Origin of the sequence: Bosea sp. BIWAKO-01 (genome assembly GCF_001748145.1) — a bacterium.
Lineage (GTDB): Bacteria > Pseudomonadota > Alphaproteobacteria > Rhizobiales > Beijerinckiaceae > Allobosea.
Genome location: NZ_BCQA01000001.1, coordinates 4488056 through 4514197, shown reverse-complemented (window position 1 = coordinate 4514197; position 26142 = coordinate 4488056). Strand labels below are relative to the sequence as shown.

Genomic DNA, 26142 nt, shown 5'->3' with positions numbered 1-26142 from the left:
GACAGGTCCAGAGCTAAAGCCAAAGCCGTCACCGGGATTGGACCATCTTTCCGGGGGCAGCCTCCGCCTGATCCTTGCTCGGCCACACATCTCGGCCCCCGGGAAATGAGAGGGGCGGCTTCGCGCGAGGTGAGCGGCAGCCGCCCCCGCTTCTGCCCGAAGCGGACAGGGACGGCATGATCTGCTGAAAGCCTCTCATCGCGCGAAACGGCGATCAGCACCCGCGCGCGCTGACATGTGCCTCTCGATGACGAACCTCAGGGCTGTTTCATCCCTGAAAGGCATATCGACATCATCGTCCGAGCGGAGCCAGCCGCCTTGACGCCAGCAAAGGCCGCCGATCGGAATACCCACGCGATCCCGCGCTTAGGAGATGACGGCATGGCCTGCCATGCCGGGGGGCGAAAACGGCACGGTATTGTCGGCCTGCCATCCAGAACGACATCGGCAGCCTTCGCTGCGACTTACACTCCGGGAACTGCGCCTGACACGCGTCGAGCGATCACTCCTGTGCCGGAATGTGCGCCGCACCAGAATGCCGCGGCCCGTTCCTTGCTGATGCTGTGATCTGCGCTTGGGCGGAGACGGTTCGGATCGACATTGGGGTCAGGGGCAGGATCAGCGGTCTTGCTACCTGGCGCATCGACGAAAAGGGGCGCGTGAATGTGGACGATCGCGTTGAAACGCTTCACGCTGCTTTGTGCGACATGCGTCTTCATTTCGCTGCTCGCCTTCATCGTGCCCTATATGAATGGCGGCGATCCTGTACGGACGATCCTGCGGTCCCGCATGGGAGACGTCGCGCTCGATACCGAAGCCGTCGAGGCCCTGCGCATCAGCCTCGGTCTCGAACAGCCGCTCTATAGCCAGTACCTGTCCTGGCTGAAGGCAGCACTGAGCGGCGACTTTGGCTATTCCTTCGTCAGCCGTGCGCCGGTCGGACAGGAAGTGCTGCGGTCGCTGGGCGTCTCATTCACCCTTGCCATGGCAGCGCTGGGCCTCGCCTTGCTCGTCGCCCTTCCAACGGGAACGCTTGTGGCGTTGAAGCCGGGCGGACGCCTGGACAATATCGTCACCTTCCTCACGCAGTCCCTCGTCGCCATCCCGGAATACTGGTTCGCGCCGATCTCGGTGCTGATCTTCTCGCTGTATCTCGGTCTCTTGCCGTCCGCCGGCTGGCAGGGTCCGTCCTATATCGTGCTCCCAGCCCTGGTGCTGTCGCTGCGCCCGATGGCCTATTTCACGCGCGTCACCCGCGCAGCGATGATCGATGTGCTGCAGGCGCCCTATATCACCGCCGCGCTCAGCCGCGGGCTGAGCATGCGGCAGACGGTTGTCCACCACGGGCTGCGCAACGGATCGATGCCAGTCGTCACCCTGTTTGCCCTGTGGCTTGCCGGCCTGCTCGGCGGCTCCGTCGTGGTCGAGGTCATCTTCTCCATCCCCGGTATGGGACGGCTGATCTATGAAGGCGTGGTGAATAACGACGTGCCCGTGCTGCAAGCGAGCTTCATGTGCATCGTCGTCCTGTCGATCGTGATCAACACCGTCGCCGACGTCCTCTACATCCTGCTGAATCCAGTCGTGCGGATGGGCCATGTCCACTGATACCGCCCTCCCCCTGCCCCCGCTCGCCGGCCACGCCGTGGCTGGCCGCCCCTCAGCGCTTCGACGCTTCCTTAGTTTCGCACGCAGCCGCCACTGGACCTTCGGGGTCGGAATTGTGCTGTTTGCACTGATCGCCGCCCTGCTGATCGCCGGTCCCTGGGTGGCTCCCTATAACCCCGCAAGCCAGAGTCTGCTGCGCCGCCTGGCGTCGCCGAGCGCAGCGCATTGGCTCGGGACGGACCATCTTGGCCGCGATCTGCTGAGCCGGATTCTGGTCGGCGGCCAGTTCTCCGTGCTGATTGCCATGGTCACGCTATTCCTCTGCGTCACCATCGGAACCGTCATCGGCATCATCTCGGCCCGCTCGGGCGGCTGGGTCGATGAAATCATCATGCGCCTGGTCGATCTTCTGATCTCGTTTCCCGACGTGGTGATCGCCATCTTCGCCATTGCGATCCTCGGACCGGGCTATGGCACGCTCATCGTATCGCTGACCATCATCGGCTGGACACCATTCGCCCGCTTGTCGCGCGGACTGGCCCTCGTGATCAGCGCCAAGGAATATATCAGCGCCGCCGAGGTACTGGGCTGCTCGCGCACCTTCATCATCGTCCGGCATATCATTCCCAATACCCTGCGGCCGATCGCGGCGATCACCTTCCTGCGCTTCGGGCACAAGCTGATCACGGTGGGCGGCCTCTCCTTCATCGGTCTCGGCGTGCAGCCACCCCAGGCTGACTGGGCGCTGATGCTGGCCGAGGCTCAGCCCTATGTGGAACGGATGCCCCTGCTCGTCATCGTGCCAGGCCTGGCGATCTTCCTGACGGCGCTGTCAGTGACCTGGATCGGTCAGGGCCTCGAACTCAAGGAAGCCCGATAGGATCGCCAGATGGGGACGGATGCAGCCAACCGAATGTGCAAGCCCGCCCTCCACATCGCTCCGGTAGGCCCTCACACCTGCCCCTCGAGCCCGAACGGGCGCGTGTCGCGCGCAAATAGGAAAGCACGATAGCCAGAACCGCGAAGAGCGGGTGCACGAACGACGAATACGGCCAAGAAAACAGAAAAGAGGGGTCACAGATGGATCAGCGCCTTCCCGAAGCTGCCGATGACGCGCTGGCCGCCCCGGCCAGGGACGTGCTTCTCGACATTCGCAACCTGCACGTGTCGATCCCCGGGAAGGGGTCGTCGAAGACCATCATCGATGGCCTGAACCTGCAGCTCAGGAGCGGCGAGATCGTCGCGCTCGTCGGCGAGTCGGGGTCGGGCAAGAGCATGACGGCGCTGTCGTTGATGCGTCTGCTGCCATCGGCCGCGAGCATCACTGGTGGGCAGGTCCTGTTTCGGGGGCGCGATGTGCTTGGCATGGGCCAGGCCGAGCTGAACCATCTGCGCGGCGGGCACATCGCCATGATCTTCCAGCAGCCGCAGGCCATGCTCGATCCGACCTCGCGCGTCGGCGTGCAGGTGGCGGAGGCGCTCTGGAAGCACCGCCGCCCCGACCGCTCCTCGGTCAAGGAGCGCGTCATCAAACTGCTCGCCGATGTCGGCATCCCCGCTCCGGCGAGCCGCATCGACTGCTATGCGCATGAGTTGTCCGGCGGCATGGCGCAGCGCGTGATGATGGCAGCCGCGATGAGCGGCGAGCCCCAGATCCTGATCGCTGACGAGCCGACGACGGCGCTCGACGTCACCGTGCAGGTTCAGATCCTGAAGCTGCTGGACGAGCAGCGCCGAAAGCGGAACCTCGCGATCCTGCTGATCACCCACGACCTGTCGATCGTCTCCGCGATCGCCGATCGCGTCGCGGTGATGTATGCCGGGCGCATCGTCGAGGAAGGCCCGGCTCGCGATATCCTCAAACAGCCGCGTCACCCCTACACCAGGGCTCTGGTGCAGTGCTCGCTGCTCAAGGCGGACGAGAACGGTCGGCTCTATTCGATTCCGGCGGCGCCGACCGCGCTCGCAACCGGGCAAGGCTGCCGCTTCCTGCCGCGCTGCCCGACCGCCGCAGCCAACGGCATTTCCGCGCACTGCCTCGAGCAGGAGCCGCAGCTGAGTACCTATGACAGCACCTGCATGGCACGCTGCTGGGCCGTGGCCTGCAACGACCATCCCGCGATGGCCGCCAGTGGAGTCCACGCATGATCGACAGTCGCATCGACATGGCGCCGCGGTCTCAATCCCCGGCCGGCCGGCCCTTCGTCGAGGTCACCGACCTCAAGAAGCACTACTTGATGCGCGCAGGGCTCTCCCTGAGGGCGCTGGACGGCGTCTCCTTCTCCATCCGCGAGGGCGAGGTCCTGGGCCTTGTCGGCGAGTCCGGCTGCGGCAAGAGCACCATCGCCCGCGTCCTGATGCGGCTGACATCCGCGACGGGCGGCGAAGCGAGGATCGACCAGCGCAACGTCCTGGCGCTGAACGGCCCGGACCTGCGCCGCATGCGACGGACCATGCAGCTCGTCTTTCAGGATCCCTATGCGGCGCTCGATCCGCGCATGACGCTGGGCAACAGCATGCTGTTGCCGATGATCCAGAACAAGCTCGGCACGCGTGACACGCTTCACGCTACGGTGCTGCAGATGCTCGACGAGGTTGGGCTCGATGCCTCCTTCGCCGAGCGCTATCCCCGCGAATGCTCCGGAGGGCAGTTGCAGCGCGTGGTCATCGGACGAGCCCTGCTGCTGAAACCGCAGTTCCTGGTCTGCGACGAGCCGACTTCGGCGCTGGACGCTTCGATGCGAACACAGATCCTGAACCTTCTGTTCGACCTGAAGGAGCGCTTCGGCCTGACGCTGCTGATGATTTCCCATGATCTGCGCGTCGTGAACTACATGTGCGACCGCATTGCCGTGATGTATCTCGGCCAGATCGTCGAGATCGCCGGCCGCGACGAACTCTTCGCCCGCCCGCGCCATCCCTATACCCGCGCACTGATCTCATCCGCCTTGATCGACGAGACCGGTCTTGACGGCGCAGCCAGCTATCTCAAGGGCGATCTGCCAAGCCCGCTCGCTCCGCCTCCGGGGTGCCGGCTCCAGACGCGATGCCGCTTTGCGACGCAGCCTTGCACCAGCGAGATGCCCCTGCTTCGCGACGCAGGCCGCGGCCATCTCGTCCGCTGCCACCACTGGGAAAAGCTCGACCTGACAGCGGTGACCTATCGCGCTGCGGGGACGTCTGATGCGGCACTGACAGGCTCATGACATCTTATCGGTGCGCGTTCGAAGGGGACGATCGGTTCTGCGGCCAATTCCCGCCAGAACGGTATTAAATTCTTCGCCGGACGCGGGACGATCAGCCTTGCTGCAACCATAAGCAGCATAAACAGGGGATCGACGAATGAGCAATCGCAAGACCATTGGGGCAGCCTGCGCATTTGCCTTGTCTGCGGCAACCGCGGCCCAGGCCGCCGGAACCCTCAGCATCAACGAGGTCGTGAGCGTCGTCGCGGGCTGGGACATGGCGTCTGACGACGCCTATCTGGGCAGTCGCTCGGGGTGCTACGAGGGCCTGACCAAGGTTGATTTCGACGGCGAGCTGAAGCCCTCGCTCGCAACCGCATGGAGCCAATCGTCGCCCACCGCCTGGGACTTCAAGATTCGCCAGGGCGTCAAATTCCATGACGGAAGCCCGCTGACGGCCGAAGCCGCGGCGAACGCACTCAACCAGCTCCTGGCAGCGCAGGTGCCGGCAAGGGCCTTCTCGAAGAAGAACATCAAATCCGTCGAGGCGCCCGACACTGAAACCCTGCGCGTCACCACGATCGAACCCTCGGTCTTCCTCCCCGGCCAGCTGGCCAGCCCGGCAACGACGATCCTCGCACCGGCGGCCTACAAGGATGGCAAGGTCAACCCGATCAACACCTGCACCGGCCCCTTCGCCATTACACGCGTCGACGCCAAGCAGGGCATGACCGTCAAGCGCAATGACACCTATTGGGGCGGCAAGGCAAAACTCGACGGTGCGGAGATCAAGTTCATCTCGGATGCGAACAGCCGTGCCACCCAGATCCGCACCGGAGAAGCCGATATCGCCCGGCTGATCTCGGCCACCGCACTGGCCCAGTTCAAGAACCTGAAGAACGTCAAGCTGGAGCAGACCAAGGCACCGCGCATCCTCATGCTTCTCCTCAACAACAAGAAGAAGCCGTTCGACGATATCCGCGTCCGCCAGGCGATCCAGGCCGCGATCGACACTTCGGCGATTGCGGCCGCGGTCTATGAGGGCGCCGCGACGCCGGCCATGGGGCCCTTCCGTACCAGCGATCCGTGGGCGCCAGCCAATCAGAAGCCGTCCTATGACCCTGCGAAAGCCAAAAAACTGCTGGCGGAAGCCGGCATCAAGCCCGGCAGCCTGACCCTCAATCTCTGGGGCTACGTATCCAAGGTCGAGCTCAAGGATGTTGCCGCCGTGGTGCAGGAGATGCTCGGACAGGTCGGGATCAAGGTCGATATCCGGATGGCGGAGTACAAGGCCATTGAGCCGGATATGCTCGCCGGCAACTTCGACATGGCCTTCATGTCGCGCGGCTACCTGACCGACGTTCCCGAGCCGATCGGCTTCATCAACGCCGATTACTCATGTACGGGAAGCTTCAATATCGCGCATTACTGCGCACCTGAAATGGATGCTGAAATCAACAAGATCTACGGAGCGAAAAATCAGGCGGAGCGCTTCAAGATGTACGCAAACATTGGCGAAAAGATCCAGAGAGACGCAATCAACGTCTTCCTCATCCATGAATCGAGCTACGATGCCCACGCGGCAAAGGTCAAGAATTACAAGGCACATTTCATCAATTACTACACGATGACGCCGGGCCTGGAGTGAGCTGACTCCCCGCCGATATCGTTATCGCGTAAAGTGAGGCCCGGCGCTTCTGAGCCGGGCCTCACTATTCGTCGAGCCTGATCCGCAATGGCATCGGGCATGACCGACCTCCCCCGTCCGGCGCCGATGATCGAGGCTCCCCGGTCCGGATTGCGGGTTCGAACTCCTCCATCGGAATGGAGGCGACACTGACGCCCATTTCAATCGTTCGCCCGACAGTCGATGAGCCCCCGAGCCCCGAGACGCCGCGCTTCCGCTCCTCCGGTAATGGGATGGACCGGCTGCTCCCGCGGCCGCGTAAGCTGCGGCCTTACCGTCAAGCCGGAGCAGCCCCATGACCAGGACGACTTCGAACACTGAAGCAGAACTCACCGTTATCGGCATCGATATCGGCAAGGACGTCTTTCACCTCGTCGGCTTCGACGCGAACGGCAAGATCGCCTTCCGGCGCAAGATCCGACGCTTGGCGCTCGAAGAGACCTTCAAGATCCTTCCTGCCTGCATCGTCGGAATGGAGGCGTGCCTAAGTGCGCATTTCGTTGCCCGTACGCTGCGCAGGCTCGGCCATGAGCCCCGCATCATTCCGGCGAAGTACGCCAAGCCTTTCGCGAAGGGGCAGAAGAACGACTACAACGATGCCGAGGCCATCGCGGAGGCCGCGCTGCGACCGAACCTGCGGGTGGTGCGGGAGAAGACGCAGGACGAACTCGACTTGCAGGCCTACCACCGCATCCGGTCGCGGCTGGTCTCGCGCCGAACCGCAACGGTCAACCAGATCCGGGCGTTCCTGATCGAGCAGGGTATCGCCATTCGGCCGGGGTTGCGGGCCCTGCGCACCTCGCTCTTCGACATCCTGAAGAACCGTGCCGATGAGATCTCGCCTCGTATGAGCGATCTGATCGTCGGCCTCTACGAGGACTGGCTGTGGCTCGACGAGCGGATCGAGACGATCACCGCCGAGATCGAGAAGATCGCGGCCGAGCAGGCTGCTTGCACACGGCTCATGAGCGTTCCAGGTGTCGGGCCAATCATCTCGACGGCGCTGGTCGCCGCGATCGGCGACGGTGAAGCCTTCGACCGAGGCCGCGATTTTGGCGCCTGGCTCGGTCTCGTCCCGCGGCAATACAGCACCGGCGGGAGAACCGTGCTCGGGCGCATCTCGAAACAGGGCAACACCTATCTGAGAATGCTGTTCATCCAAGCCGCGAAGGTCATCATCATGAGACCGCAGAACTGGGAGAAGTTCAGCTTCGGAACCTGGTTGAAGGAGGCGGCTCCGCGGCTTCACCGCAACAAGCTTGCGACAGCCCTTGCCAACAAGCTCGCTCGCATCAGCTGGAGCGTTTTGCGCAACGGACGGTCGTTCGACACACACGAGGAGGCGCTCGCCATCTAGCAGCCTCCCAAGGAGTTCGCGACGGAGCAGGCATGGAACGGATTCAATATGCGCACCCAGAGCCTGGTGGCCCTTTTGGCCGCTGAACGGCCGATCTGGTAATGAGGCCAAAGGTGCGCGCGTATTCCCAACGAGGCCACGGCCCGCGAGCCGATCAGTAGGCCGGATACATATGAGCGACTTCCGTTATCGCGCCCAACCGTTGTGAAACGCAGCCGGTCCATACAAAAGAGCCAGGCATTCTGATCGGGCTCGGAGGACGAGCGCGATGGATCGGCAGCACCATCAAGCAAAAAGCCGCGGCATTCGCCGCGGCTGTCACGATTCACAGGAGCCATTCTGGCCTTGAGCGAAAGCCGGATCGCCGGCCTCAAACGCTCAGGCGTGAGCGGCGTCCGGTGTATAGCCGGCCTGCGCGATGATCTCGCGAACCCGGGCAAGATCGGCGCCTTCGACCGAGACGAGGCGAGCCTCAGGGTTTGCGTTGACCTTGGCGCCGGGGATCGAGCTCTCGATGGCGCTCTTGATGGTGCCGGCACAATGGCCGCAGGTCATATCCTCGACGCGGACGGAAACGCCGGAAACGGCAGCGGAAGCAACCTCATGATCGTGGGTCTGGTGAGCTTGGCACATAGGAAACCTCTCCTGAAGGAATGAGCGCAAATCAGTGTCGTTCCTTGCCATATGGCAAGGTCAAGCCCGGATTTTCTCCACTCTAGAGGTATCCAGCCGCTTGACATTCCCACGATGGGAAGCCGCATCGCAGTGACCGTTCGTCCAATCGAGGTGGCGCAGATGACGGGAAACACTCAGTCCGAAAGGCGGTCGGCGGCGCTTGAGCCTGAGCTGAGGCCCGCTCGATGACCGCAAACCATACAGTCCGCATCGCCAACCTCGCAGCCGACATCACGGTTGCGGCGGATATGACGATCCTGAAGGCGGCCCAGCTTGCCGGGTACGCCTATCCCTATGGCTGCCAGGTCGGGCGCTGCGGCGCCTGCAAGTCGAGGCTTCTCTCGGGCGAAGTCGAGCTGCTTCCCCATACGCCGTTCGCACTGACCGCAGCGGACCGCGAGCGCGGCTTCGTTCTCGCTTGCCGCGCGCAGCCGCGCAGCGATTGCCGCGTCGCCTGGCTTGGCAGCGACACGGCCGGACATCCCCTGCGCGAGGCTTCGGGACGGGTCGTCTCGCTGCAACGCCCGACGCCGGATATCTCGGTCCTGCGTGTGGAACTGGAGGGAGCGCCGCTCGCCTTCACGGCCGGCCAGTATGCCGAACTGCGTTTCGCGGGCTGTGCGCCGCGCAATTATTCGATGGCGAACGAACCTGGCGATCCTACTCTCGAGTTCCACGTCAGGCATGTCGCCAATGGTGCAACCAGCGGCTACGTCGCGAGCGGGCTGCGGTCGGGCGATCCCGTCTGGCTGCGTGGCCCGATGGGCACGGCGCATCTGCGCGCAAGGCGGACTGGGCCGATCCTCGCCGTGGCCGGCGGAACCGGGCTCGCCCCGATCCTGTCGATCCTCCACAGTGCCGCGCGCCTGCATCTGAAGCAGCCGATCCGGCTCTACAATGCTGCCCGGGCTGAGCATGATCTCTACCAGGAAGCGACGATCGCTGACCTGGCCAACCGGCTTGCCGATTTTACCTATGTCCCTGTCCTCAGCGACGGACCGCCGCTCGGCGCTCGCCTTGAAGCGCTCGCCGAGATCGAGGGCATGACAGCCTATGTCGCCGGCTCGCCGCGCCTGGTTGACGACGCCGTCGCAGCGATGACGCGCCGCGGACTCGACCCAGCTCACGCCTATGCCGACGCCTTCTTCACGACATCGGACCAGGCATGCGCGGACGCCACGGAGACCGCGGCCCAGGCGTGACGGCGAGACGAGGACAATCGGCGTGCGGGCCGCCTCAACCTCAAGCCTCGCTTAGTTCACCTGGCGGCGGCTCGCCTCATAGAGCGCGAGGCGCCGGCGCCGGCCAGGCGATTCCTCCCTGGCCGCAGCCGCGTGGCTGAAGGTTGGAACCGTCTCTGCAAAATGGCATGCGGTGCTGTGTCCTGCGCCGACCGAGCGCAGGCTCGGCACGTCGCTGCGGCAACGCTCCTGCGCAAGGGGGCAGCGCGTATGGAACCGGCAGCCTGCTGGCGGATTGAGCGGGCTCGGGACATCGCCGCCGAGCACATTCCACCCCTCGCGCCTGGTCGGGTCGGGCTCCGGAGCCGCTGACAGCAGGGCCTGCGTGTAGGGATGGCGCGGATTGCCGTAGAGGTCCTGCTTGCTCGCCAGTTCGACGACCTGCCCGAGATACATCACCGCCACGCGGTCAGCCATGTGCTTCACGACGGCGAGGCCATGGGAGATGAACAGATAGGCCAGACCGAGTTCCTTCTGAAGGTCCTTCAACAGGTTGACGACCTGTGCCTGGATCGACACGTCGAGGGCCGAGACGGGCTCGTCGCAGACGATGAGCTTGGGCGACAGCGCCAGGGCCCGGGCGATGCCGATGCGCTGGCGCTGGCCACCCGAGAACTCGTGCGGATAGCGCGCCGCATGATATGGGGCGAGATCGACCCTTCGGAGCAGTTCCAGCACGCGGGCCCGCCGCGAGGCTGCCGTGCCCTCGCCATGGACCAGCAGGGGCTCGGCGATCAGCTCCTCCACAGTCATGCGCGGATTCAGGCTGGCATAGGGATCCTGGAAGACGATCTGCATGTTGCGACGCATGCTGCGCAGCGCCGCCCGGTCAAGATGCGTGATGTCGCGACCTTCGAAGCGCACGCTCCCCGCCGTGGGCTCGATGAGCCGCATGGCAAGGCGCGCGGTGGTCGACTTGCCGCAACCGCTCTCCCCCACAATGGCGAGGGTTTCGCCCGGATTGATCTGCAGGCTCACCCCGTCCACGGCACGCACCGCACCAACCTGCTTCTTCCGGATCAGGCCCTTGAAGACGGGGTAGTGCTTGGTCACGTCCTCGAGTTCGAGCAACGGCGCTGTCATACGAACTCCTCCAGCGGGGCCTTCCGACAGGCGACGAGATGGGCCGGGCCGATTTCACCGAGCACAGGCATTTCCGCGCGGCAGCCATCATCCGCGAACGGACAGCGCGGGTTGAAACGGCACCCTGGCGGCAGCCGGAAAGGCGGAGGCACGACGCCGTCAATCGCGATAAGGCGCTCCACGCCCTGGTCCATGCGCGGCATCGAGCCCATCAGGCCGATCGTGTAAGGGTGCTGCGGGTCGTGAAACACGTCGTTGACCGAGGCCCGCTCGACCACCTTGCCGGCATACATGACGGCGACTTCGTCGGCGACCTGGGCGACGACACCGAGGTCGTGAGTGATCAGGATCATCGACATGCCCGTCTCCTCCTGCAACTCGCGCAGGAGCCGGAGAATCTGGGCCTGGATGGTAACGTCCAGCGCCGTGGTCGGCTCGTCCGCGATCAGCAGCGTCGGCTTGCAGGTCAGGGCCATGGCGATCATGACCCGCTGGCGCATGCCCCCGGACAGCTGATGCGGATACTCATCGAAGCGTCGCTCGGGCGACGGAATGCGCACTCTGCGCAGCGCCTCGATGGCCTCGTCGCGCAGGTCCCGGGCCGACGCCTTGCGATGCGCGCGCAGGGACTCGACGACCTGATACCCCACCGTGTGCACGGGATTGAGGCTGGTCATCGGCTCCTGGAAGATCATGGCGATGCGGTTGCCACGAATGTCGCGCATCTCGCTCGGCGACAGCTTCAGGAGATCGCGCCCTCCGAACAGGATCTCGCCGCCGGCATTGCGCCCCGGTGGCGGCACGAGCCCCATGATCGACAGAGACAGCATGCTCTTGCCGCAGCCGCTCTCCCCCACGATTCCGAGCGTCTTGCCGCGCTCGAGCGAGAGCGAAATGCCGTCGACCGCCCGCACGGTCCCGTTGAGCGTCTGAAACGCCGTCGTGAGGTTGCGCAATTCGATGATCGGCGTGGCCTTGGTCACGCTCATGAGCGGGCCCCGGACGCCCGCTGCCCGGCTTCGGGAAACGTCAGGGGCGAGTAATCCGTCACCGGGCGGCCGGCCCAGTCATTCCTCGGAGCTGCCGCTTCGGTCCGCTTCTGAGCTTCATGCAGGCGCCGTGCAGCGGCGGGATAATCGAGGGTGAGGACCTCGCCACCGCTGACGACAAGCCGGCCATCGACATAGACGCGATCGACCGCGCGCTCGGCCGCCGCATAGATCAGGCTGCGAACGGGATCACGTCGCGGCTGCATCATGGGATGGTCGAGATCGACGAGCACGAGATCCGCCTTGCAGTCCACCGCGAGCCGGCCGATATCGCTGCGCCCCAGCGCACGAGCACCAGCGACCGTCGCAGCCTCGAACAGGTCGGTCGTGCTGAGCGTGCGAGGGCTCTCCGCCATCAGGCGCGCGACATAGGCCGCGTTGCGCATCTCCTCGAGCATGTTGTGCGGATAGGTGTCCGTACCCAGGCCGATATTCACGCCGGCGCGTCGATAGCGCCCGAAATCGCGCAAGGCGATGCCCCGCCGCATGAAGACGGTCGGACAATGGGCGACGGTCGTGCCGGTCTGCGCCAGGAGATCGAGATCGCGGCGGCTGTGCCAGGCGTTGCGCGGGTAGTCATCGAGGAAGATGGCGTGACCGACGATGCTTGTCGAGCCGAGCACGTCGAGCTTCTCGAGCCACTGGATCGGCGAAACGCCATGCCGGCGCGTGATCTCATGGAACTCGACTGTCGACTGCGCCGCATGGATCTGCCAGCGCAGCCCGCGTCGGCCGGCCTCGGCGTAGCTCTCCTTGATCAGCTCCTCACTGCAGGTGTCGATCTGGGCGGGGCATACCATGCCGAACAGGCGGCCGGAGGGATGGGCCTCGGCCCTGGCGATAACCTCGAAGGCCTGCGCCATGGCGTCGGCGCCGGCCTTCTCGTCCCATTCGTATTCGACGACATGGCCATTGCGCGTATGCCAGCGAGCCGAGCGGAACATCGGTGCGAGGCAGACGCGCATGCCGCTCTGCGCCGCAAGATCGAGCCAGTCCGGGTGCGGCACCGACAGATCCGCGACCGTCGTCACGCCGGAGAGCAGCAGCTCGGAATAGGCGACGCGCACGCAATCCGGCACCGCCTCGGCATCCGGGCGCAGGATCGGCATGAACTCGTAGAGCGATGAATTGTAGAGCGCCGGCGAACCGAGCTCATCGAGGAAGCCCTTGTTGAGCGGTTCGCTCGACGGATGCGAGTGAATATTGACGAGGCCGGGCATGACCATCCGCCCCTGCCCGTCTACAACCTCGTCCGCGGTGCCAGCGTAGCGCTCGCCGACGAAGAGGATCTTGCCATCCTCGAAGGCGACATCCGCACCGTAGAGATAGACGTGACCGGCAGCCTGGGCATCCCAGGCCACGACGACATCCGCATTCCTGATGACCGTGATCGTCATGGCATCATCCGTACAAAGAACAGGGAAAGGCCCCGGACCGAAGGCCGCGTGCGGGAGGCAGGCGGCCGACGGAGCGGCAGATGCGGCGCAGGGTGTTCCCGCGCCGCAGCGAAGCGCTCAGCGCTTCAGCTTGATGTCGAGGCCCTTGTAGAGACCTGCGCCATAGACGCCGTGGGCACGCACGCCCTCGACGCGGTCGCCCGAGACGACCCAGAGCGGCTGTGAGACAAGCGGCACCCAGACATTGGCTTCGGTGAGCTGGGTCTGGACGGCGCCGATCGCCTGCTTGCGCTTGTCGGCATCGACGGCCGTTGCCGCAGCCTTCAGCATCTCGTCGGTCTTCGGGTCCTTCCAGTTCATCCGGTTCGGCGTCGGCGCCTGGCGGCTGTTGAAGTAGAGATTCAGGGCCTCGGTCGCCGTCACATAGGGATAGGCCATCACGAAGGCGTCGAATTCCTGCGTGGCGAGCTTGCCCCAGGCAACCGTGGCATCCCAGAGCTGGATCTTCATGTCGACGCCGACCTTGCGCAGGTCGGCCTGCATGGCCTCGGTAATCCGCGGATTGACGTCGTTGCGGATGCCATAGACCGTGAAGGTCGCCTTCTTGCCGTCCTTCTCGCGGATGCCGTCGGCACCGGCCTTCCAGCCAGCCGCATCGAGGAGCTTGGCCGCCGCGGCCGGATCGTATTTCGGCATCTTGGCGGCTGCGTCCTTGTCGAAGTCGAGGACGCTGGCATTCAGCAGGGCCGGCAGGGTCTGGCCCTTGCCGAAGAAGATCGCCTTTGCGATGGCGTCCTTGTTGACGGCCATGTTGACCGCCTCGCGGATCACGCCCTCGCTGGCGATGGGCTTGTCAACCTTGAAGCCCATGAAGATGTCGTAGATGTAGTTGTCCTGCCGCTGCACCTGCATGCCGGGCATACGCTGCATCGTGTCGAGCGCGATATAGGGCATATAGTAAGTGACGTCGGCCTGCTTGGCCTGGATCGCCGCCATCAGCGTATTCGACTCAGGAATGATCTTCCAGACGATCTCGTCGATCTGCGGCTTCGGATCTTTGTAGATCGGCGGCCCCCAGGTGTAGTGGGGGTTCTTCTTCATGACGAGTTCCTGCCGCGGGGTCCATTTCACCCAGCAATAGGGGCCCGTCGCGTTGAAGCCCTGAACGCCGAAATTGGCGCCGAGCTTCTCGACCGCGTTCTTGTCGACCACCGAAGCGAAGGACAGGCCGATCTGGAAGAGCAGGTCGCTATAGGGCTCCTTCAGTTCGTAGACGACAGTCGCGTCGCCCTCGGCGCGGATGTCCTTGACCTGACCGCCGCGGAACGACACCGGCGACTTGTTGGCCGGATCGGTCCAGCGCTTCAGCGAATAGACGACGTCCTCGGCCGTCATCGGACGACCGTCGCAGAACTTCACGTCCGTGCGCAGCTTGAAGGTGTAGGTCGTGCCGTCCGGAGAGACCGTCCAGGATTCCGCCAGACCGGGCTTGATGGTCTTCATGTCGAAATCGACGCTGACCAGCGTGTCGGCCAGCATGTAGAGCGCCTCGGCCGCGGCCGTCGATGTCGAGCGGATCGGATCGTAATTGTCAGCGTCGATGACGCGCAGGATCGACAACGGCGCCTTCTGCTGAGCAGAGACCGGCCCGGCGGTGGCCGCAATAGCAGCGGCGCTGCCGAGAAGCAGTGCGGTAAGCCTATTCATGTGAGGGAACCTCCGGAAATTCTGCGTCTATTTGCGCAGCTTGGGATCGAGAGCATCGCGCAGCGCGTCGCCGAGAACGTTGAAGGCCAGCACGACCACGAAGATGACCAGGCTGGGCAGGACGGAGACATGCGGCGCGAAGAACAGGAAGTTGCGGCCGTCCGCCGCCATCGCGCCGAGTTCTGCCGTTGGCGGCTGCGCGCCAAGGCCGAGGAACGACAGGGCTGCACCGAGCAGGATGACCTGGCCGAACCGCAGGGTGACGAAGACGAAGATCGCCGAGAGGCAGTTCGGCAGCAGATATTTGAAGATGATGCGTGCGTCGCTCATGCCGAGCGAGCGCGCGCTCTCGATATAGTCCTGCTGCAGCACGACGATGGCCGAACCGCGCACGACACGCGCCATCAGAGGCACGGTCGCGATCGAAAGGGCGATGATCACCGCCGTGAGCCCGGGCCCGAAAATGGCGGCGATGGCCAGTCCGAACAGGATGGCCGGAAAGGACAGAAGCACGTCCATCAAGCGCATGAGCAGGCCCGACACCCGCGTGTAATAGGCCGCAACGAAGCCGACGAGACCACCGAGCGCACAGCCGAAGAGGACGGAAGCGAACCCCATCAGCAATGTGGTGCGCAGGCCGAAGAGCAGTCGCGTGATCATGTCACGCCCCTGCCCGTCCGTGCCGAGCAGGCCCATCTCGCCAGGCGCCTTAAGGGTATTGGCGAGATCGCCGCCATAGGGATCCGACGGCGCAATCCAGGGCGCGAGGATCGCCCCGGCGATCACCAGCACCACGAGTACCAGCGAGATGCAGGCTCCGACATCGCTGACGAGCATTCTCAACACCGATGGCCGGCGGACGATGAAGTCTTCGATCGCCGGGGTCGGCAGCGGTTCCGCCTGTCCCTTTGCGAGCGTCTGCGTGATGGAACTCATCAGGCGCCCCTCACTCTCGGGTCGAGCACGGCATAGAGCACGTCCACGGCAAGGTTGATCAGGATGAAGCCGAGCGACAGCACGATGATGGTGCCCTGAGCCATCGGCAGATCGCTCGACAGGATCGCGCCCACAGCGAGCCGGCCGATACCTGGCCAGCTGAAGACGGTCTCGGTCACGACGGCACCGCCGAGCAGAAACCCGATCTGCAGTCCGATCAGCGTCACCACCGGAACCAGCGCATTGCGCAGGGCGTGCCGCATGACCACGGCCCGTTCGGTCAGCCCCTTGGCGCGGGCCGTCCTGACGTGATCCGCCCCCAGCACGTCGAGCACCGAGCTGCGGGTCATGCGGGCGACGGGGCCGACGAAGACGCCGCCGAGCGTGATGGCAGGCAGGATGATCGCGAGAAAGCCGTCCCAGGTCCAGAACGGCCCCATCCGGCCGGTGAAAGGCAGCAGCGGATACTTGAAGCCGAGCAGCCAGATCAGCGCCAGGCCGAGGAAGAACACCGGCAGGGACACGCCTGCGACCGAGACCGCCATGATCGCGCGGTCGAGGATCGAGCCGCGGAAATAGGCGCCGACCGTGCCCATGGCGATGCCCAGCGGGATGGCCCAGATCAGGGATGCGACCATCAGTTCGAGCGTGGGCCCGATCGTGTTGCCGAGTTCCTGGACGACCGGCACATTGTTGATGATCGACACGCCGAGATCACCCTGCAGCAACCGCCCGACATAGATCAGGAACTGCTTCCAGAGAGGCTGGTCGAGCCCGAGATCGCGGCGGATGGCCTCGACGATGTCCTGTGTGGCGGTTGGCCCCGCTCGCACCTGCGCCGGATCGGTCGGGACCACCTGCATGAGCAGGAAGCCCAGCAAGAGAACCCCCAACAGGACCGGCAGCGCGAGCAGCAGCCGTTGCAGCGTGTGCCGCAGCATTCCGGCTTCTCCCTACTGCGCCGCGGCCGCGAACTGGCCGAGCCGGTCATAGACCACCTCGCCGCCCAGCAGCGTCAGATCGCAGCGCGCCTCCACCTCCACCGTCTCGACCGCAGCCGCGAAGATGTCGTGCGACAAAACCGCGATGTCGGCGAGCTGACCGGGCACCAAACGTCCCATGCGGTCTTCGGCGAACTGGGTATAGGCACCGATCGCCGTATAGGCGTGGACGGCCTCCTCCATCGTCAGGCGCTCCGACGCACCGATCACCGTATGGCGCTTGGTCTGGCGCGTGACCATCGTGAAGAGGTTCTTGAACGGATCGGTGGCGCAGACCGGCGCATCCGAGCTCGCAGCCGGATGCACGCCGGCATCGAACCATTTGCGCATCGGATAGGAGGCGTCCGCCCGCTCCTGCCCGAGATTATGCACGTAGAGATCGCCGAATTCGTAGATGAACACCGGCTGCGGCACGGGATCGATTCCGGCAGCTGCCATGCGGGCGAGCTGGCCGTCGGTCAGGAAGCCGCAATGCTCGATGCGGTGACGGCGCCCGCGGATGGGGTGCTCGGCACTGTCCGCCTGCTCGATTCCCGACAGCACCTGCTCGATCGCCGCATCGCCGATGGCATGAATCGCAAGCTGGTAGCCGAGCTGGTGATAATGCGCGAGGTAACCGTGCATGTCCGTGTCGGAATAGATGAAGATGCCGCGATTGTCGGGGTCGCCGACGCGATAGGGCTGGCTCATCGCCGCCGTCAGACCGCCGGCGCTTCCGTCCCCGAACACCTTCATGGCGCCATAGCGCAGGAGGCCGACCTCGCGTCCGAATCGGTATCCGGCGGCATGCGCGGCATCGCCGATCCCGTCGGCATTGCCGTAGATGCAGACCCAGGTCCGCACCGGCAGGCGGTTGCTGCGCGCCATCTCCTCGTAGGCCTCGATCTCGGCCATGCCGGCGAGCATGCCGACGCCGGCATCCATTACGCTGGTGAAACCCTGCGACAGCATGTAGTGGCCCGCCTGCTCGATCGCCGTCGTCAGCTCCGCGTGGCTGGGTTTCGGCATCGCATCGACGATCAGGCGCATGGCGCTTTCCGCGAGCAGGCCGGTGAGCTTGTTGTCGCGCCGCTCGATCAGGCCGCCGTCGGGGCTCGGCGTATTGTGGCCGATGCCGGCCTTGCGCATCGCCTGACTGTTGACGACGCCGACATGGCCGCAGGTCCGCTTGATATAGACCGGGTTGTCGGGCGCCACCTGGTCGAGTTCGTCGGCGGTGGGATGACGGCCCTCAGCCAGCTCATTGTGATCGTAGCCGCGCCCGAGCACCCATTCGCCGGGCTTCTTCGTCCTGGCCACGGCCGCGACGCGGCGCAGGACCTCGTCGATGCTGCGCACGCCCTCTTCCGGCCGCAGATTGATTTCGTTCATGCTGATGCCGAGCGGCAGCAGATGCATATGCGCATCGTTGAGGCCGGGAATCGCAACGCGCCCGGCGAGATCGATGACGTGCGTGCCTGCAGCCCGCAGACTCGCGATCTCCTCAGTCGAACCGGCCGCGAGGACCTTGCCGTCCTTGACCGCCAAGGCCTCCACAAAACCTTCGGCGAGACCGCAGAAGATGCGGCCGTTCAACAAGACGGTGTCCGCTTGAATCATAACCTTACGCTCACTGCTGCATTGTAATGATGGAGGCCATCCCGCGCATAACTTGCCAAACGCAAGCAAACGCGCAGCGCACCGCAGATTTAGCGCACTAAGTCCGCGACGTTCGGGCCGGTCGAATAATGGAATATGCTCTAATCAGCGGTCTGGAGCCGCAAAAACTCTTCCATCCTTGATATTTCCTCAGAGTCATTTTCTTATTGGATTGGGGCTAGCATTGCTCAGAATATTTGACAGCGCAAGGGGCGCTGAGCAGGCAAGCGCTGCATGCTGTGCGCATCAGGCCGCAGGCATCGCGTGATGGAACAAAGACGGGCGGAGACCGGTCATGAGTTTTGATGTGGGTGGAAGATTGAAGGAAATCAGGGCGTCTGCCGGGCTTTCACAACGTGAACTGGCAGCCCGGTCGGGCGTGACGCACAGCTTGATCTCGCTGATCGAGCAGAATCGGAACAGCCCATCGGTTGCATCCTTGCGCAAGATTCTTGACGGCATTCCGATGTCGATGGTCAATTTCTTTGACGAGGAGCGCGTACCGCGCGGCAAGGTCTTCTTCGAGGCGGGCGACCTTCTCGACCTGACATCGCGCCTGCACCAGGTCAGTGGCGGCAGTGGCGAGGGCCGCATGTCATTCCGGCAGGTCGGCGACGCCAAGGCGCATAACCTGCAGATCCTGCATGAATCCTACGAGCCCGGCGCCGATACCGGCGTGACCATGCTCAAGCATGATTCGCATGAAGGCGGTGTCGTCCTGTCGGGAGAGCTCGAGATCACGGTCGGCGACCAGATCAAGATCCTTGGCCCCGGCGACGCCTATCTCTTCGACAGCCGCACCCCCCATCGCTTTCGCAATATCGGCGCCGCGCGCTGCGAGGTGGTGAGCGCCTGCACGCCGCCCTATCTTTGACGTCCGGGCGCGAGCGAGCGCGCCTCGCCGGAGCAGGATCCAGGATCGTCGATGGCCGTTTTCAAACGCCTCTGCGCGCGAGATCAGAAGACCTCGGCCGCTGTACTGCTGCCGCGTTGCTCGATCGAGCGCGCGAAGGGCGGCTTGGCAATCTCGTTACTGCTTGAAGCAGGTTTCTCGGTGCCAATTGAGGAAATGAGGATGGGGCCGCTCAACGGGCCGCGCGGGAGCAAACGCGCGGCCGCTTCGGTTCACGAAAGCCCGGATGCCATCAACGTCGTTCGCATGGCGCGAGACCAGAATGTCCAGGTCATCGGACAGACTGATCAGCCCGCGATCGAACATCCAATGCGCCGTTCCCGACAGCGCGAGCCCATTGCTGACGATGTCCGGCCCGTTCGCCTCCACGGGGCGAATATGGGCGGCAGCGACCTCAGCACGACCGCCGCCATTGATCAGCCTGAGGCCAGTGATCGCACAGCGCTCGCCATAGGCCCGCAGCACCGTTCGGCGAAATGCTCGATCGCGCACGATCCGTGAGAGCGCGATCGCCAACCGCTCTCGGGCTTGATCGAAGACAAAGGGAGCCTGCTCTTCCGCAAGCCCGCCGGCGACGTTCGGGATATCGCTTCGCGGCAGGAGTGGCTCCGCATCGTCGAGTCCGAGGGCGAGCACACGGTTGAAGTCGGCCGATGAGATCGGCCGCACCGCGGCTTGTGCTCGGCCAGAGATCCGGCCCTCGCCGTTTAGCACGCCGCGCTCGATGACACCGCTCTCGTCAGCGAAGGGGACGGGATTAGCGAAGTCGAGATAGCTGCCAGGCTCGACCACCGCAATGAACATGTCGTTCGCGGCTGGGTCGGGAATGACCTGCTGAACTTTGGCAATGGCAAAGTATCCGCGCGTATTCAGCACCTTGCGCGGCTCGTAGTAGACGATCCAGTCACCGACGCAGGCTTGAACGCGACCAAGATATTGCCGCGGGAACTGATATCTCTCAGCCGGGCTGTCATCGTAGATCGAATCGTACCGGTGGATGAAGACGCCGAACCCCATGGCCGTTGATAGCGCTGTGTGGCGCCCCGACGCTAGTCTCCTGTCGGGGGCGGCGCGCAAAGAGCAGTATTGCCGTGCCTTCAAAGACGGCATCGTACACCAGCGGGCCGACCTCCCCTTTGGATGGCGCCCCCACCTTAACCGCTAAGCTCTTGGATCTTCAAACAAAGCCACTGGAAAGTGGCTGGGGGACTAGGATTCGAACCTAGACAACCAGAGTCAGAGTCTGGGGTCCTACCGTTAGACGATCCCCCAACGGCGCGAACGCCTTCGTTGGTGAGGCGCGGTCTAAACAACCCGCGCCCGCATGGCAAGCCCATTGTGAGCAATCTTGTGCATGAAGGCGGCGGGGCCGCCTGTCAGCCTGTACTCAGCGTCCTCCGCACGCTGTCGCGCCAGCCCAGGACCAGCTTTTCGCGCTGGCTTTTCGCCATTCCGGGGACAAAGCGCCGTTCCAATCGCCAGAGATCTGCGAAACGATCCGGCTCCGGCAACAGCCCTGCATCGAGCCCGGCGAGATAGGCTGCTCCCAGCGCCGTCGTCTCCAGCACCTCCGGCCTGTCGACGGGCAAGGCGAGGATGTCGGCGAGCCGCTGCATCGTCCAGTCGGACGCGACCATGCCACCATCGACGCGTAGCACCGCAGCTCCCTGCCCGGCGTCCGGCCAGTCGGCGCGCATCGCGTCGAGCAGATCGAGCGTCTGGTAACAGACGCTTTCCAGCGTCGCCCTTGCCAGCTCGCGCGGGCCGCTGTTGCGGGTGAGCCCGAAAATGGCGCCACGTGCCTCGGCGTCCCAATGCGGTGCGCCGAGCCCGACGAAAGCCGGCACCAGGTAGACCGCCTGGGTCGGATCCGCCGCTTCGGCAAGCGGCCCGGTCTCGCTCGCCGTCTCGATGATTCCAATCCCGTCGCGGAGCCATTGTACAGCCGCGCCCGCGACGAAGATCGAACCCTCCAGCGCATAGGTGCGCTCGCCGCCGAGCTGATAGGCGATGGTGCTGAGCAGACGATTCCTGGACGTCACCGGCGTCGAACCGGTGTTCAGCAGGGCAAAGCAGCCGGTGCCATAGGTCGACTTCACCATGCCGGGCGTGAAACAGGCCTGGCCGATCGTCGCCGCCTGCTGGTCGCCGGCCATGCCCCGCACCGGGATCGCCGCGCCGAAATGGTCGGGCAGCGTCTCGCCGAACAGGCAGGCGCAATCGCGAACCTCCGGCAGCAACGAGCGGGGAATGCTAAACAGCGCGAGCAGGTCGTCGTCCCAGACGCCGCGGCCGATATCGAACAGCATGGTGCGGGCCGCATTGGTCGCGTCGGTTGCGTGGACGGCTCCGCCCGTGAGCCGCCACAACAAGAAGCAATCGACCGTACCGAAGGCGAGTTCGCCAGCTTCCGCCCGCCGGCGCGCGCCCGGCACATTGTCGAGCAGCCACGCGATCTTGGTCGCCGAGAAATAGGGATCGATTCGCAGGCCCGTCCGGCCGGAGACCAGCGAATCATGGCCGCCCTCGCTGAGCTCGGCGCAGCGCGGCGCCGTCCGCCGGTCCTGCCAGACGATGGCGCGGTGGATCGCTTGACCGGTCCTGCGGTCCCAGATCAGTGTCGTCTCGCGCTGGTTGGTAATGCCGATCGCGGCAATGTCCGCGGCCGAGAGCCCGGCCTTACCGACGGCCTCACGGCAGGTCGTCAGCACGCTGTCCCACAGATCCTCGGGCTCGTGCTCGACCCAACCCGAGGCCGGAAAATGCTGTGGGAACTCGCGCTGCGCCGATGCCACCGACCTGAGCGCACCATCGAACAAAATCGCGCGCGACGAGGTCGTCCCCTGATCGATCGCGAGAATATAGCGTGCTCCGGCCATGGCAGCAGTGGTCCTTCCCGGTGGCGGCCCGTCCGATCCGGGCCTTCCCCGAACTTGGCCGAAGCGTGTCGCCGCAGGCAAGCGCTCCACCGACAAATGAACTGCGCACAGGTTCCGCTTGGCATCTTCGTCAGGCTCTTGTTACGCTTCACCCGAAGCAAGCGGCCGGAGCGTGCAAACGGCGGCCGACGAGGGGTCAAAACACGGTGACGGTCGAGGACCGCCAGGATCGGGATGTCGCGCTCGCGGTATCCCCAGAGGCTAATGGCGCCGATCTGCGCCCGATCGGCTCGTCCCCCCTTGGCCCTGCCCCCGTCACGCAAACCTATTTCACGCCCTCGCGCCATCCGGTCGCGACCTATGCCGCGCTCGATCTCGGCACCAATAACTGCCGGCTGCTGATCGCCCGCCCGGCCCAGCATGGCTTTCGCGTCGTCGATGCCTTTTCCCGCATCGTGCGCCTGGGCGAAGGGCTGACTGCGAGCGGGCGACTTGCCGATGCGGCGATGGACCGGGCGGTCGAAGCCCTGAAGATCTGCAAGAGCAAGATGACCCATCGCGGCGTCAGCCGCGCACGCCTGGTCACGACCGAGGCCTGCCGGGCCGCCACGAACGGGCTCGACTTCGTGCGCCGGGTCGCGGCTGAGGCCGATCTCGAGCTCGAGATCGTCGACCAACGCACCGAGGCCTCGCTGGCCGTCACGGGTTGCGCGGCACTGGCCCATCCGACGGCAGAAGGCGTCATCGTCTTCGATATCGGCGGTGGCTCCACCGAGATCGTCTGGATGGGAGGGCGCTCGCAGGCGCGCGATCCGGCCGGGCGCATCCGCGAATGGGCCTCGCTGCCGATGGGGGTCGTCTCTGTCGCCGAGCGCTATGGCGGCGTCGATGTCGGGCGCGAGAAATTCGAACGCATGGTCGATGATTGCAGCGCTGCCCTGAAGCCGTTCGCGACGCGCGCTGCTGCGGCAAAGGACGCCGCCGGCTTCCATCTGCTCGGCACGTCGGGCACCGTCACCACCGTCGCCGGCATCCATCTTGGCCTGCCGCGCTACGACCGGCGCCTGGTCGACGGGCTGTGGATGGACGAGACCGATATCCTGGCGGTCATCGACCGGCTGGTCGATATGGACTATGCCGCGCGCTCGGCCAATGCCTGCATCGGCCGCGAACGGGCCGATCTCGTGCTAGCCGGCTGTGCGATCTTCGAGGCGATCAGGCGTGCCTTCCCGAGCCGAAAGGTGCGCATTGCGGATCGCGGCCTGCGCGAGGGCATCCTGCTCCGGATGATGCATGAGGATCGTGCCTGGTGGCGCCGCAGGCAGGCATGACGTAAGTCCACGGGAGGAACCCCGTAGCCATGACCATCACCAAGAGATGAGCACCACCAAGCAATGAGCACCACCAAAGGCGGCGCCGGCGCCCGCGATATGCGGGTCAAGGTGAAGAAGGCCGGCAAGCTCAAGCATTCCTCGCAGCTCTGGCTCGAACGCCAGCTCAACGACCCCTATGTCAAGCGGGCGAAGGAGCGCGGCTTTCGTTCGCGCGCGGCGTTCAAGCTCGAGGAGATGGACGACCGCTACAAATTCCTGAAGACCGGTCAGAAGCTGATCGACCTCGGCTGCGCGCCGGGCGGCTGGTGCCAGGTCGCGGCGCAGCGCATCGGGCTCGAGCGGGGCAAGGGCGCGATCGTCGGCATCGACCTGCTGCACGTCGATCCCATTCCCGGCGTCGATCTCATCGAGATGGATTTCATGGCCGACGAGGCCCCTGCCCTGCTGACCGAGCGGCTCGGCGGCCGGGCCGATGGCGTGATGTCGGACATGGCAGCCAACACCACCGGCCATAAGAAGACGGACCATCTCAAGATCATCGCGCTGGCCGAGGCCGCGCTGGAATTCGCCAATTCGATTCTGGCCCCTGGCGGCTTCTTCCTGGCAAAATTGTTCCAGGGCGGTGAGAGCGCCGAGCTGCTCGCGATGCTCAAGCGCGACTTCACCACCGTGCGCAACGTCAAGCCGGCAGCGAGCCGGGCGGATTCCTCGGAACTCTACGTGCTGGCGACCGGCTATCGTCGCAAGGAACAGCCGGCAGCGGACACCGAGGGCTGATCCGTCCCCGAATGCGGCCGGGGGAGGTCGAAAGGGCGCCCCCGACTTGCCTCCTCGCCTGAGCGCTGGAGTTGCCGGCCGCCCCTTCAGTCCAGCGGCTTCTGATCCTCGATCGCCTGGGCCGTTGCCTTGCGCGCGCTGAGCGGCGCGTGGCCGGAAACCTCGGCGCCGGCATCGGGGGCAAGCTTTGTCATCCAGAGCGCCGACGAGGCCGAAATCAGCCCGACCAGCACGAAGGCCGGCCAGAAATCATGCGCGCCGAGCGCCTTGCCGCCGTTCAGCATGTTCGCCGCCTCCAGCGCGAAGGCGCCGATCGTAATCCCGAGGCTGAGTGACAATTGCTGCGCCACGCTGGAGAGGCTGGTCGCACTCGACATGTCCCGGTTCGAGACATCGGCATAGCTCAGCGCATTGATGCCGGTGAACTGCAGCGAGCGGAAGCACCCGCCGATCAGCAGCACGCAGAGCATCAGCCATTGCGGTGTCGTCGGCGTGAACAGTCCGGATGCCGCCAGGAAGGCCGATCCGATCAGCGCATTGAAGATCAGGACATGGCGGAAACCGAACCGCGCCAGGATCGTCTTGGCCAGCGTCTTCATGATCATGGCACCTGCGGCCGAAGCGAAGGTGATCAGGCCCGAATGCAGCGCGTCATAGCCAAAGCCAAGCTGAAGCATCAGCGGCAGCAGAAAGGGGATCGCCCCGATGCCGACGCGGAAGATCGAGCCGCCGAGCACGCCGATCCGGTATGTCGGGATCTTGAAGAGCGAGAGGTTCAGGACCGGATAGGCTGTGCGGCGCGCATGCCAGAGATAGGTCATCAGTGAGGCCAGGCCCGCGATCACGAAGCCGATCGAGGCTTCGACCGGCACCAGATGCCGCCCGCCGGTCGCAAGCCCGAGCATCAGCGCCGCGAAGCCGAAGGCCGACAGCAGGAAGCCCCGGACATCGAGCGGCGCGACATCTTCCTCGCGCACGTCCTCGAAGAACCGGCTCGCCAGGACGATGCCGATCAGCCCGATCGGGATATTGATGAAGAAGATCCAGCGCCAGTCGAAATAGGTGGTGATGAAGCCCCCGAGCGGCGGCCCGACCACCGGCCCGACCAGCGCCGGCACGGTCAGATAGGCCAGAGCGCTGACGAGTTGCGATTTCTCGACGCTGCGCAGGATGACCAGCCGACCGACGGGCACCATCATGGCCCCGCCCATGCCCTGCACGAAGCGCGCGCCGACGAAGGCTCCGAGGGAATTCGAGATCGCGCACAAGATCGAACCCAGCATGAAGACGCCGAGCGCAGTGCGGAAAATCGTGCGAGCGCCGTACCGATCGGCCATCCAGCCCGAGATCGGGATGAAGACCGCAAGGCTGACGAGATATGAGGTCAGCGCCAGCTTCAGCGCAATCGGGTCCTCGCCCAGCGATTGCGCGATCACCGGCAGCGAGGTCGCGATCACCGTGGAGTCGGTGTTCTCCATGAACAGCGCGCAGGCGACGATCAGGGGCAGGAGCTTGGCGCGTTGCACGGGAAAGAACCTTGCGGCCCGGAGCCGGGATCGGAGAGTGTCGTTCTTTGCCACGCCCGATGTGGCGTGAACACGGCCATTTGGTTCAGATCGCGAAGAGACGCCCTGCGCCTGTCGCATGTGTCGCGTTATCGCAGCGCAACATAAAC

The 26142-nt window shown here is 64.7% G+C and carries 21 protein-coding genes and 1 tRNA gene; 10 read left to right on the top strand and 12 right to left on the bottom strand.

Going from position 1 to position 26142, the window contains the following annotated elements:
* Positions 1-663: 663 nt before the first annotated feature.
* From BIWAKO_RS21125 to BIWAKO_RS21100, 6 genes are all read left to right on the top strand, one after another.
* Complete coding sequence (locus tag BIWAKO_RS21125; RefSeq protein WP_069880312.1) at positions 664-1608, top strand: ABC transporter permease; 945 nt, start codon at positions 664-666, stop codon at positions 1606-1608.
* Entirely contained in the window at positions 1598-2488 is an 891-nt protein-coding gene (locus BIWAKO_RS21120; RefSeq protein WP_069880311.1) for an ABC transporter permease, read from the top strand. The genes BIWAKO_RS21125 and BIWAKO_RS21120 overlap by 11 nt, the downstream gene beginning before the upstream one ends.
* A gap of 200 nt (positions 2489-2688) precedes the next feature.
* The gene (locus tag BIWAKO_RS21115) at positions 2689-3756 is read left to right on the top strand and encodes an ABC transporter ATP-binding protein (protein WP_069880310.1); all 1068 of its coding nucleotides are present in this window, start codon (positions 2689-2691) and stop codon (positions 3754-3756) included.
* Positions 3753-4814 (top strand): ABC transporter ATP-binding protein, encoded by a 1062-nt coding sequence (locus BIWAKO_RS21110; protein WP_069880309.1) that lies wholly within the window; start codon positions 3753-3755, stop codon positions 4812-4814. The genes BIWAKO_RS21115 and BIWAKO_RS21110 overlap by 4 nt, the downstream gene beginning before the upstream one ends.
* 136 nt (positions 4815-4950) lie before the next feature.
* Entirely contained in the window at positions 4951-6441 is a 1491-nt protein-coding gene (locus BIWAKO_RS21105) for an ABC transporter substrate-binding protein (protein ID WP_069880308.1), read from the top strand.
* Between the two features lie 334 nt (positions 6442-6775).
* Positions 6776-7837 carry an IS110 family RNA-guided transposase gene (locus BIWAKO_RS21100; protein WP_069878466.1) on the top strand — a complete coding sequence of 354 codons (1062 nt, stop codon included), beginning with the start codon at positions 6776-6778 and terminating at the stop codon, positions 7835-7837.
* 378 nt (positions 7838-8215) lie between these two features.
* On the opposite strand, the gene BIWAKO_RS21095 is transcribed toward BIWAKO_RS21100, so the two are convergent.
* Positions 8216-8470 (bottom strand): heavy-metal-associated domain-containing protein, encoded by a 255-nt coding sequence (locus tag BIWAKO_RS21095; RefSeq protein WP_069880307.1) that lies wholly within the window; start codon positions 8468-8470, stop codon positions 8216-8218.
* A 227-nt stretch (positions 8471-8697) separates the two neighbouring features.
* Between BIWAKO_RS21095 and BIWAKO_RS21090 the strand changes: the two genes are divergently transcribed.
* On the top strand, positions 8698-9714 hold the full coding sequence (locus BIWAKO_RS21090) for a 2Fe-2S iron-sulfur cluster-binding protein (RefSeq protein ID WP_069880306.1): 1017 nt from the start codon (positions 8698-8700) through the stop codon (positions 9712-9714).
* 51 nt (positions 9715-9765) lie between these two features.
* Here the strand turns inward: BIWAKO_RS21090 and BIWAKO_RS21085 are convergent, their stop codons facing one another.
* The 7 genes from BIWAKO_RS21085 to BIWAKO_RS21055 form a co-directional block, all read right to left on the bottom strand.
* Positions 9766-10836: an ABC transporter ATP-binding protein gene (locus tag BIWAKO_RS21085; protein WP_069880305.1), complete on the bottom strand. Its 1071-nt coding sequence runs from the start codon at positions 10834-10836 to the stop codon at positions 9766-9768.
* Positions 10833-11825 (bottom strand): ABC transporter ATP-binding protein, encoded by a 993-nt coding sequence (locus tag BIWAKO_RS21080; protein WP_069880304.1) that lies wholly within the window; start codon positions 11823-11825, stop codon positions 10833-10835. Before BIWAKO_RS21080 ends, BIWAKO_RS21085 begins: the two co-directional genes overlap by 4 nt.
* Positions 11822-13282, bottom strand: a complete 1461-nt coding sequence (locus BIWAKO_RS21075; RefSeq protein ID WP_069880303.1) for an amidohydrolase family protein — start codon at positions 13280-13282, stop codon at positions 11822-11824. The genes BIWAKO_RS21080 and BIWAKO_RS21075 overlap by 4 nt, the downstream gene beginning before the upstream one ends.
* Positions 13283-13399: 117 nt before the next feature.
* Positions 13400-14989, bottom strand: a complete 1590-nt coding sequence (locus BIWAKO_RS21070; protein ID WP_069880302.1) for an ABC transporter substrate-binding protein — start codon at positions 14987-14989, stop codon at positions 13400-13402.
* A gap of 27 nt (positions 14990-15016) precedes the next feature.
* Positions 15017-15925 carry an ABC transporter permease gene (locus BIWAKO_RS21065; protein ID WP_069880301.1) on the bottom strand — a complete coding sequence of 303 codons (909 nt, stop codon included), beginning with the start codon at positions 15923-15925 and terminating at the stop codon, positions 15017-15019.
* Complete coding sequence (locus BIWAKO_RS21060) at positions 15925-16866, bottom strand: ABC transporter permease (protein ID WP_069880300.1); 942 nt, start codon at positions 16864-16866, stop codon at positions 15925-15927. Before BIWAKO_RS21060 ends, BIWAKO_RS21065 begins: the two co-directional genes overlap by 1 nt.
* 12 nt (positions 16867-16878) lie before the next feature.
* Complete coding sequence (locus BIWAKO_RS21055; RefSeq protein ID WP_244523507.1) at positions 16879-18501, bottom strand: amidohydrolase; 1623 nt, start codon at positions 18499-18501, stop codon at positions 16879-16881.
* A gap of 358 nt (positions 18502-18859) precedes the next feature.
* Here BIWAKO_RS21055 and BIWAKO_RS21050 point away from each other — a divergent pair, with 358 nt between their 5' ends.
* Positions 18860-19438 (top strand): cupin domain-containing protein, encoded by a 579-nt coding sequence (locus BIWAKO_RS21050; RefSeq protein ID WP_069880298.1) that lies wholly within the window; start codon positions 18860-18862, stop codon positions 19436-19438.
* A 156-nt stretch (positions 19439-19594) separates the two neighbouring features.
* Here the strand turns inward: BIWAKO_RS21050 and BIWAKO_RS21045 are convergent, their stop codons facing one another.
* From BIWAKO_RS21045 to glpK, 3 genes are all read right to left on the bottom strand, one after another.
* The gene (locus tag BIWAKO_RS21045) at positions 19595-20494 is read right to left on the bottom strand and encodes an HNH endonuclease (protein WP_069880297.1); all 900 of its coding nucleotides are present in this window, start codon (positions 20492-20494) and stop codon (positions 19595-19597) included.
* A gap of 181 nt (positions 20495-20675) precedes the next feature.
* Positions 20676-20749 (bottom strand) — tRNA-Gln (locus BIWAKO_RS21040).
* Between the two features lie 104 nt (positions 20750-20853).
* Positions 20854-22356 (bottom strand): glycerol kinase GlpK, encoded by a 1503-nt coding sequence (gene glpK, locus BIWAKO_RS21035; protein ID WP_069880296.1) that lies wholly within the window; start codon positions 22354-22356, stop codon positions 20854-20856.
* A gap of 206 nt (positions 22357-22562) precedes the next feature.
* Between glpK and BIWAKO_RS21030 the strand changes: the two genes are divergently transcribed.
* Positions 22563-23687: a Ppx/GppA phosphatase family protein gene (locus tag BIWAKO_RS21030; protein WP_244523506.1), complete on the top strand. Its 1125-nt coding sequence runs from the start codon at positions 22563-22565 to the stop codon at positions 23685-23687.
* A 63-nt stretch (positions 23688-23750) separates the two neighbouring features.
* Positions 23751-24467 carry an RlmE family RNA methyltransferase gene (locus BIWAKO_RS21025; protein ID WP_069880295.1) on the top strand — a complete coding sequence of 239 codons (717 nt, stop codon included), beginning with the start codon at positions 23751-23753 and terminating at the stop codon, positions 24465-24467.
* A gap of 86 nt (positions 24468-24553) precedes the next feature.
* Here the strand turns inward: BIWAKO_RS21025 and BIWAKO_RS21020 are convergent, their stop codons facing one another.
* A complete protein-coding gene (locus tag BIWAKO_RS21020) occupies positions 24554-26113 on the bottom strand; it encodes a DHA2 family efflux MFS transporter permease subunit (protein ID WP_074471589.1) in 1560 nt (519 codons plus the stop codon).
* Between the last annotated feature and the right edge of the window lie 29 nt (positions 26114-26142).

What these genes read in the sequence shown, in the direction of transcription:
- BIWAKO_RS21125 (WP_069880312.1), top strand. Translation starts at nt 664, where the DNA reads ATGTGGACGATCGCGTTGAAACGCTTCACGCTGCTTTGTGCGACATGC.
- BIWAKO_RS21120 (WP_069880311.1), top strand. Translation starts at nt 1,598, where the DNA reads ATGTCCACTGATACCGCCCTCCCCCTGCCCCCGCTCGCCGGCCACGCC.
- BIWAKO_RS21115 (WP_069880310.1), top strand. Translation starts at nt 2,689, where the DNA reads ATGGATCAGCGCCTTCCCGAAGCTGCCGATGACGCGCTGGCCGCCCCG.
- BIWAKO_RS21110 (WP_069880309.1), top strand. Translation starts at nt 3,753, where the DNA reads ATGATCGACAGTCGCATCGACATGGCGCCGCGGTCTCAATCCCCGGCC.
- BIWAKO_RS21105 (WP_069880308.1), top strand. Translation starts at nt 4,951, where the DNA reads ATGAGCAATCGCAAGACCATTGGGGCAGCCTGCGCATTTGCCTTGTCT.
- BIWAKO_RS21100 (WP_069878466.1), top strand. Translation starts at nt 6,776, where the DNA reads ATGACCAGGACGACTTCGAACACTGAAGCAGAACTCACCGTTATCGGC.
- BIWAKO_RS21095 (WP_069880307.1), bottom strand. Translation starts at nt 8,470, where the DNA reads ATGTGCCAAGCTCACCAGACCCACGATCATGAGGTTGCTTCCGCTGCC.
- BIWAKO_RS21090 (WP_069880306.1), top strand. Translation starts at nt 8,698, where the DNA reads ATGACCGCAAACCATACAGTCCGCATCGCCAACCTCGCAGCCGACATC.
- BIWAKO_RS21085 (WP_069880305.1), bottom strand. Translation starts at nt 10,836, where the DNA reads ATGACAGCGCCGTTGCTCGAACTCGAGGACGTGACCAAGCACTACCCC.
- BIWAKO_RS21080 (WP_069880304.1), bottom strand. Translation starts at nt 11,825, where the DNA reads ATGAGCGTGACCAAGGCCACGCCGATCATCGAATTGCGCAACCTCACG.
- BIWAKO_RS21075 (WP_069880303.1), bottom strand. Translation starts at nt 13,282, where the DNA reads ATGACGATCACGGTCATCAGGAATGCGGATGTCGTCGTGGCCTGGGAT.
- BIWAKO_RS21070 (WP_069880302.1), bottom strand. Translation starts at nt 14,989, where the DNA reads ATGAATAGGCTTACCGCACTGCTTCTCGGCAGCGCCGCTGCTATTGCG.
- BIWAKO_RS21065 (WP_069880301.1), bottom strand. Translation starts at nt 15,925, where the DNA reads ATGAGTTCCATCACGCAGACGCTCGCAAAGGGACAGGCGGAACCGCTG.
- BIWAKO_RS21060 (WP_069880300.1), bottom strand. Translation starts at nt 16,866, where the DNA reads ATGCTGCGGCACACGCTGCAACGGCTGCTGCTCGCGCTGCCGGTCCTG.
- BIWAKO_RS21050 (WP_069880298.1), top strand. Translation starts at nt 18,860, where the DNA reads ATGAGTTTTGATGTGGGTGGAAGATTGAAGGAAATCAGGGCGTCTGCC.
- BIWAKO_RS21045 (WP_069880297.1), bottom strand. Translation starts at nt 20,494, where the DNA reads ATGGGGTTCGGCGTCTTCATCCACCGGTACGATTCGATCTACGATGAC.
- glpK (WP_069880296.1), bottom strand. Translation starts at nt 22,356, where the DNA reads ATGGCCGGAGCACGCTATATTCTCGCGATCGATCAGGGGACGACCTCG.
- BIWAKO_RS21025 (WP_069880295.1), top strand. Translation starts at nt 23,751, where the DNA reads ATGAGCACCACCAAAGGCGGCGCCGGCGCCCGCGATATGCGGGTCAAG.
- BIWAKO_RS21020 (WP_074471589.1), bottom strand. Translation starts at nt 26,113, where the DNA reads ATGCGACAGGCGCAGGGCGTCTCTTCGCGATCTGAACCAAATGGCCGT.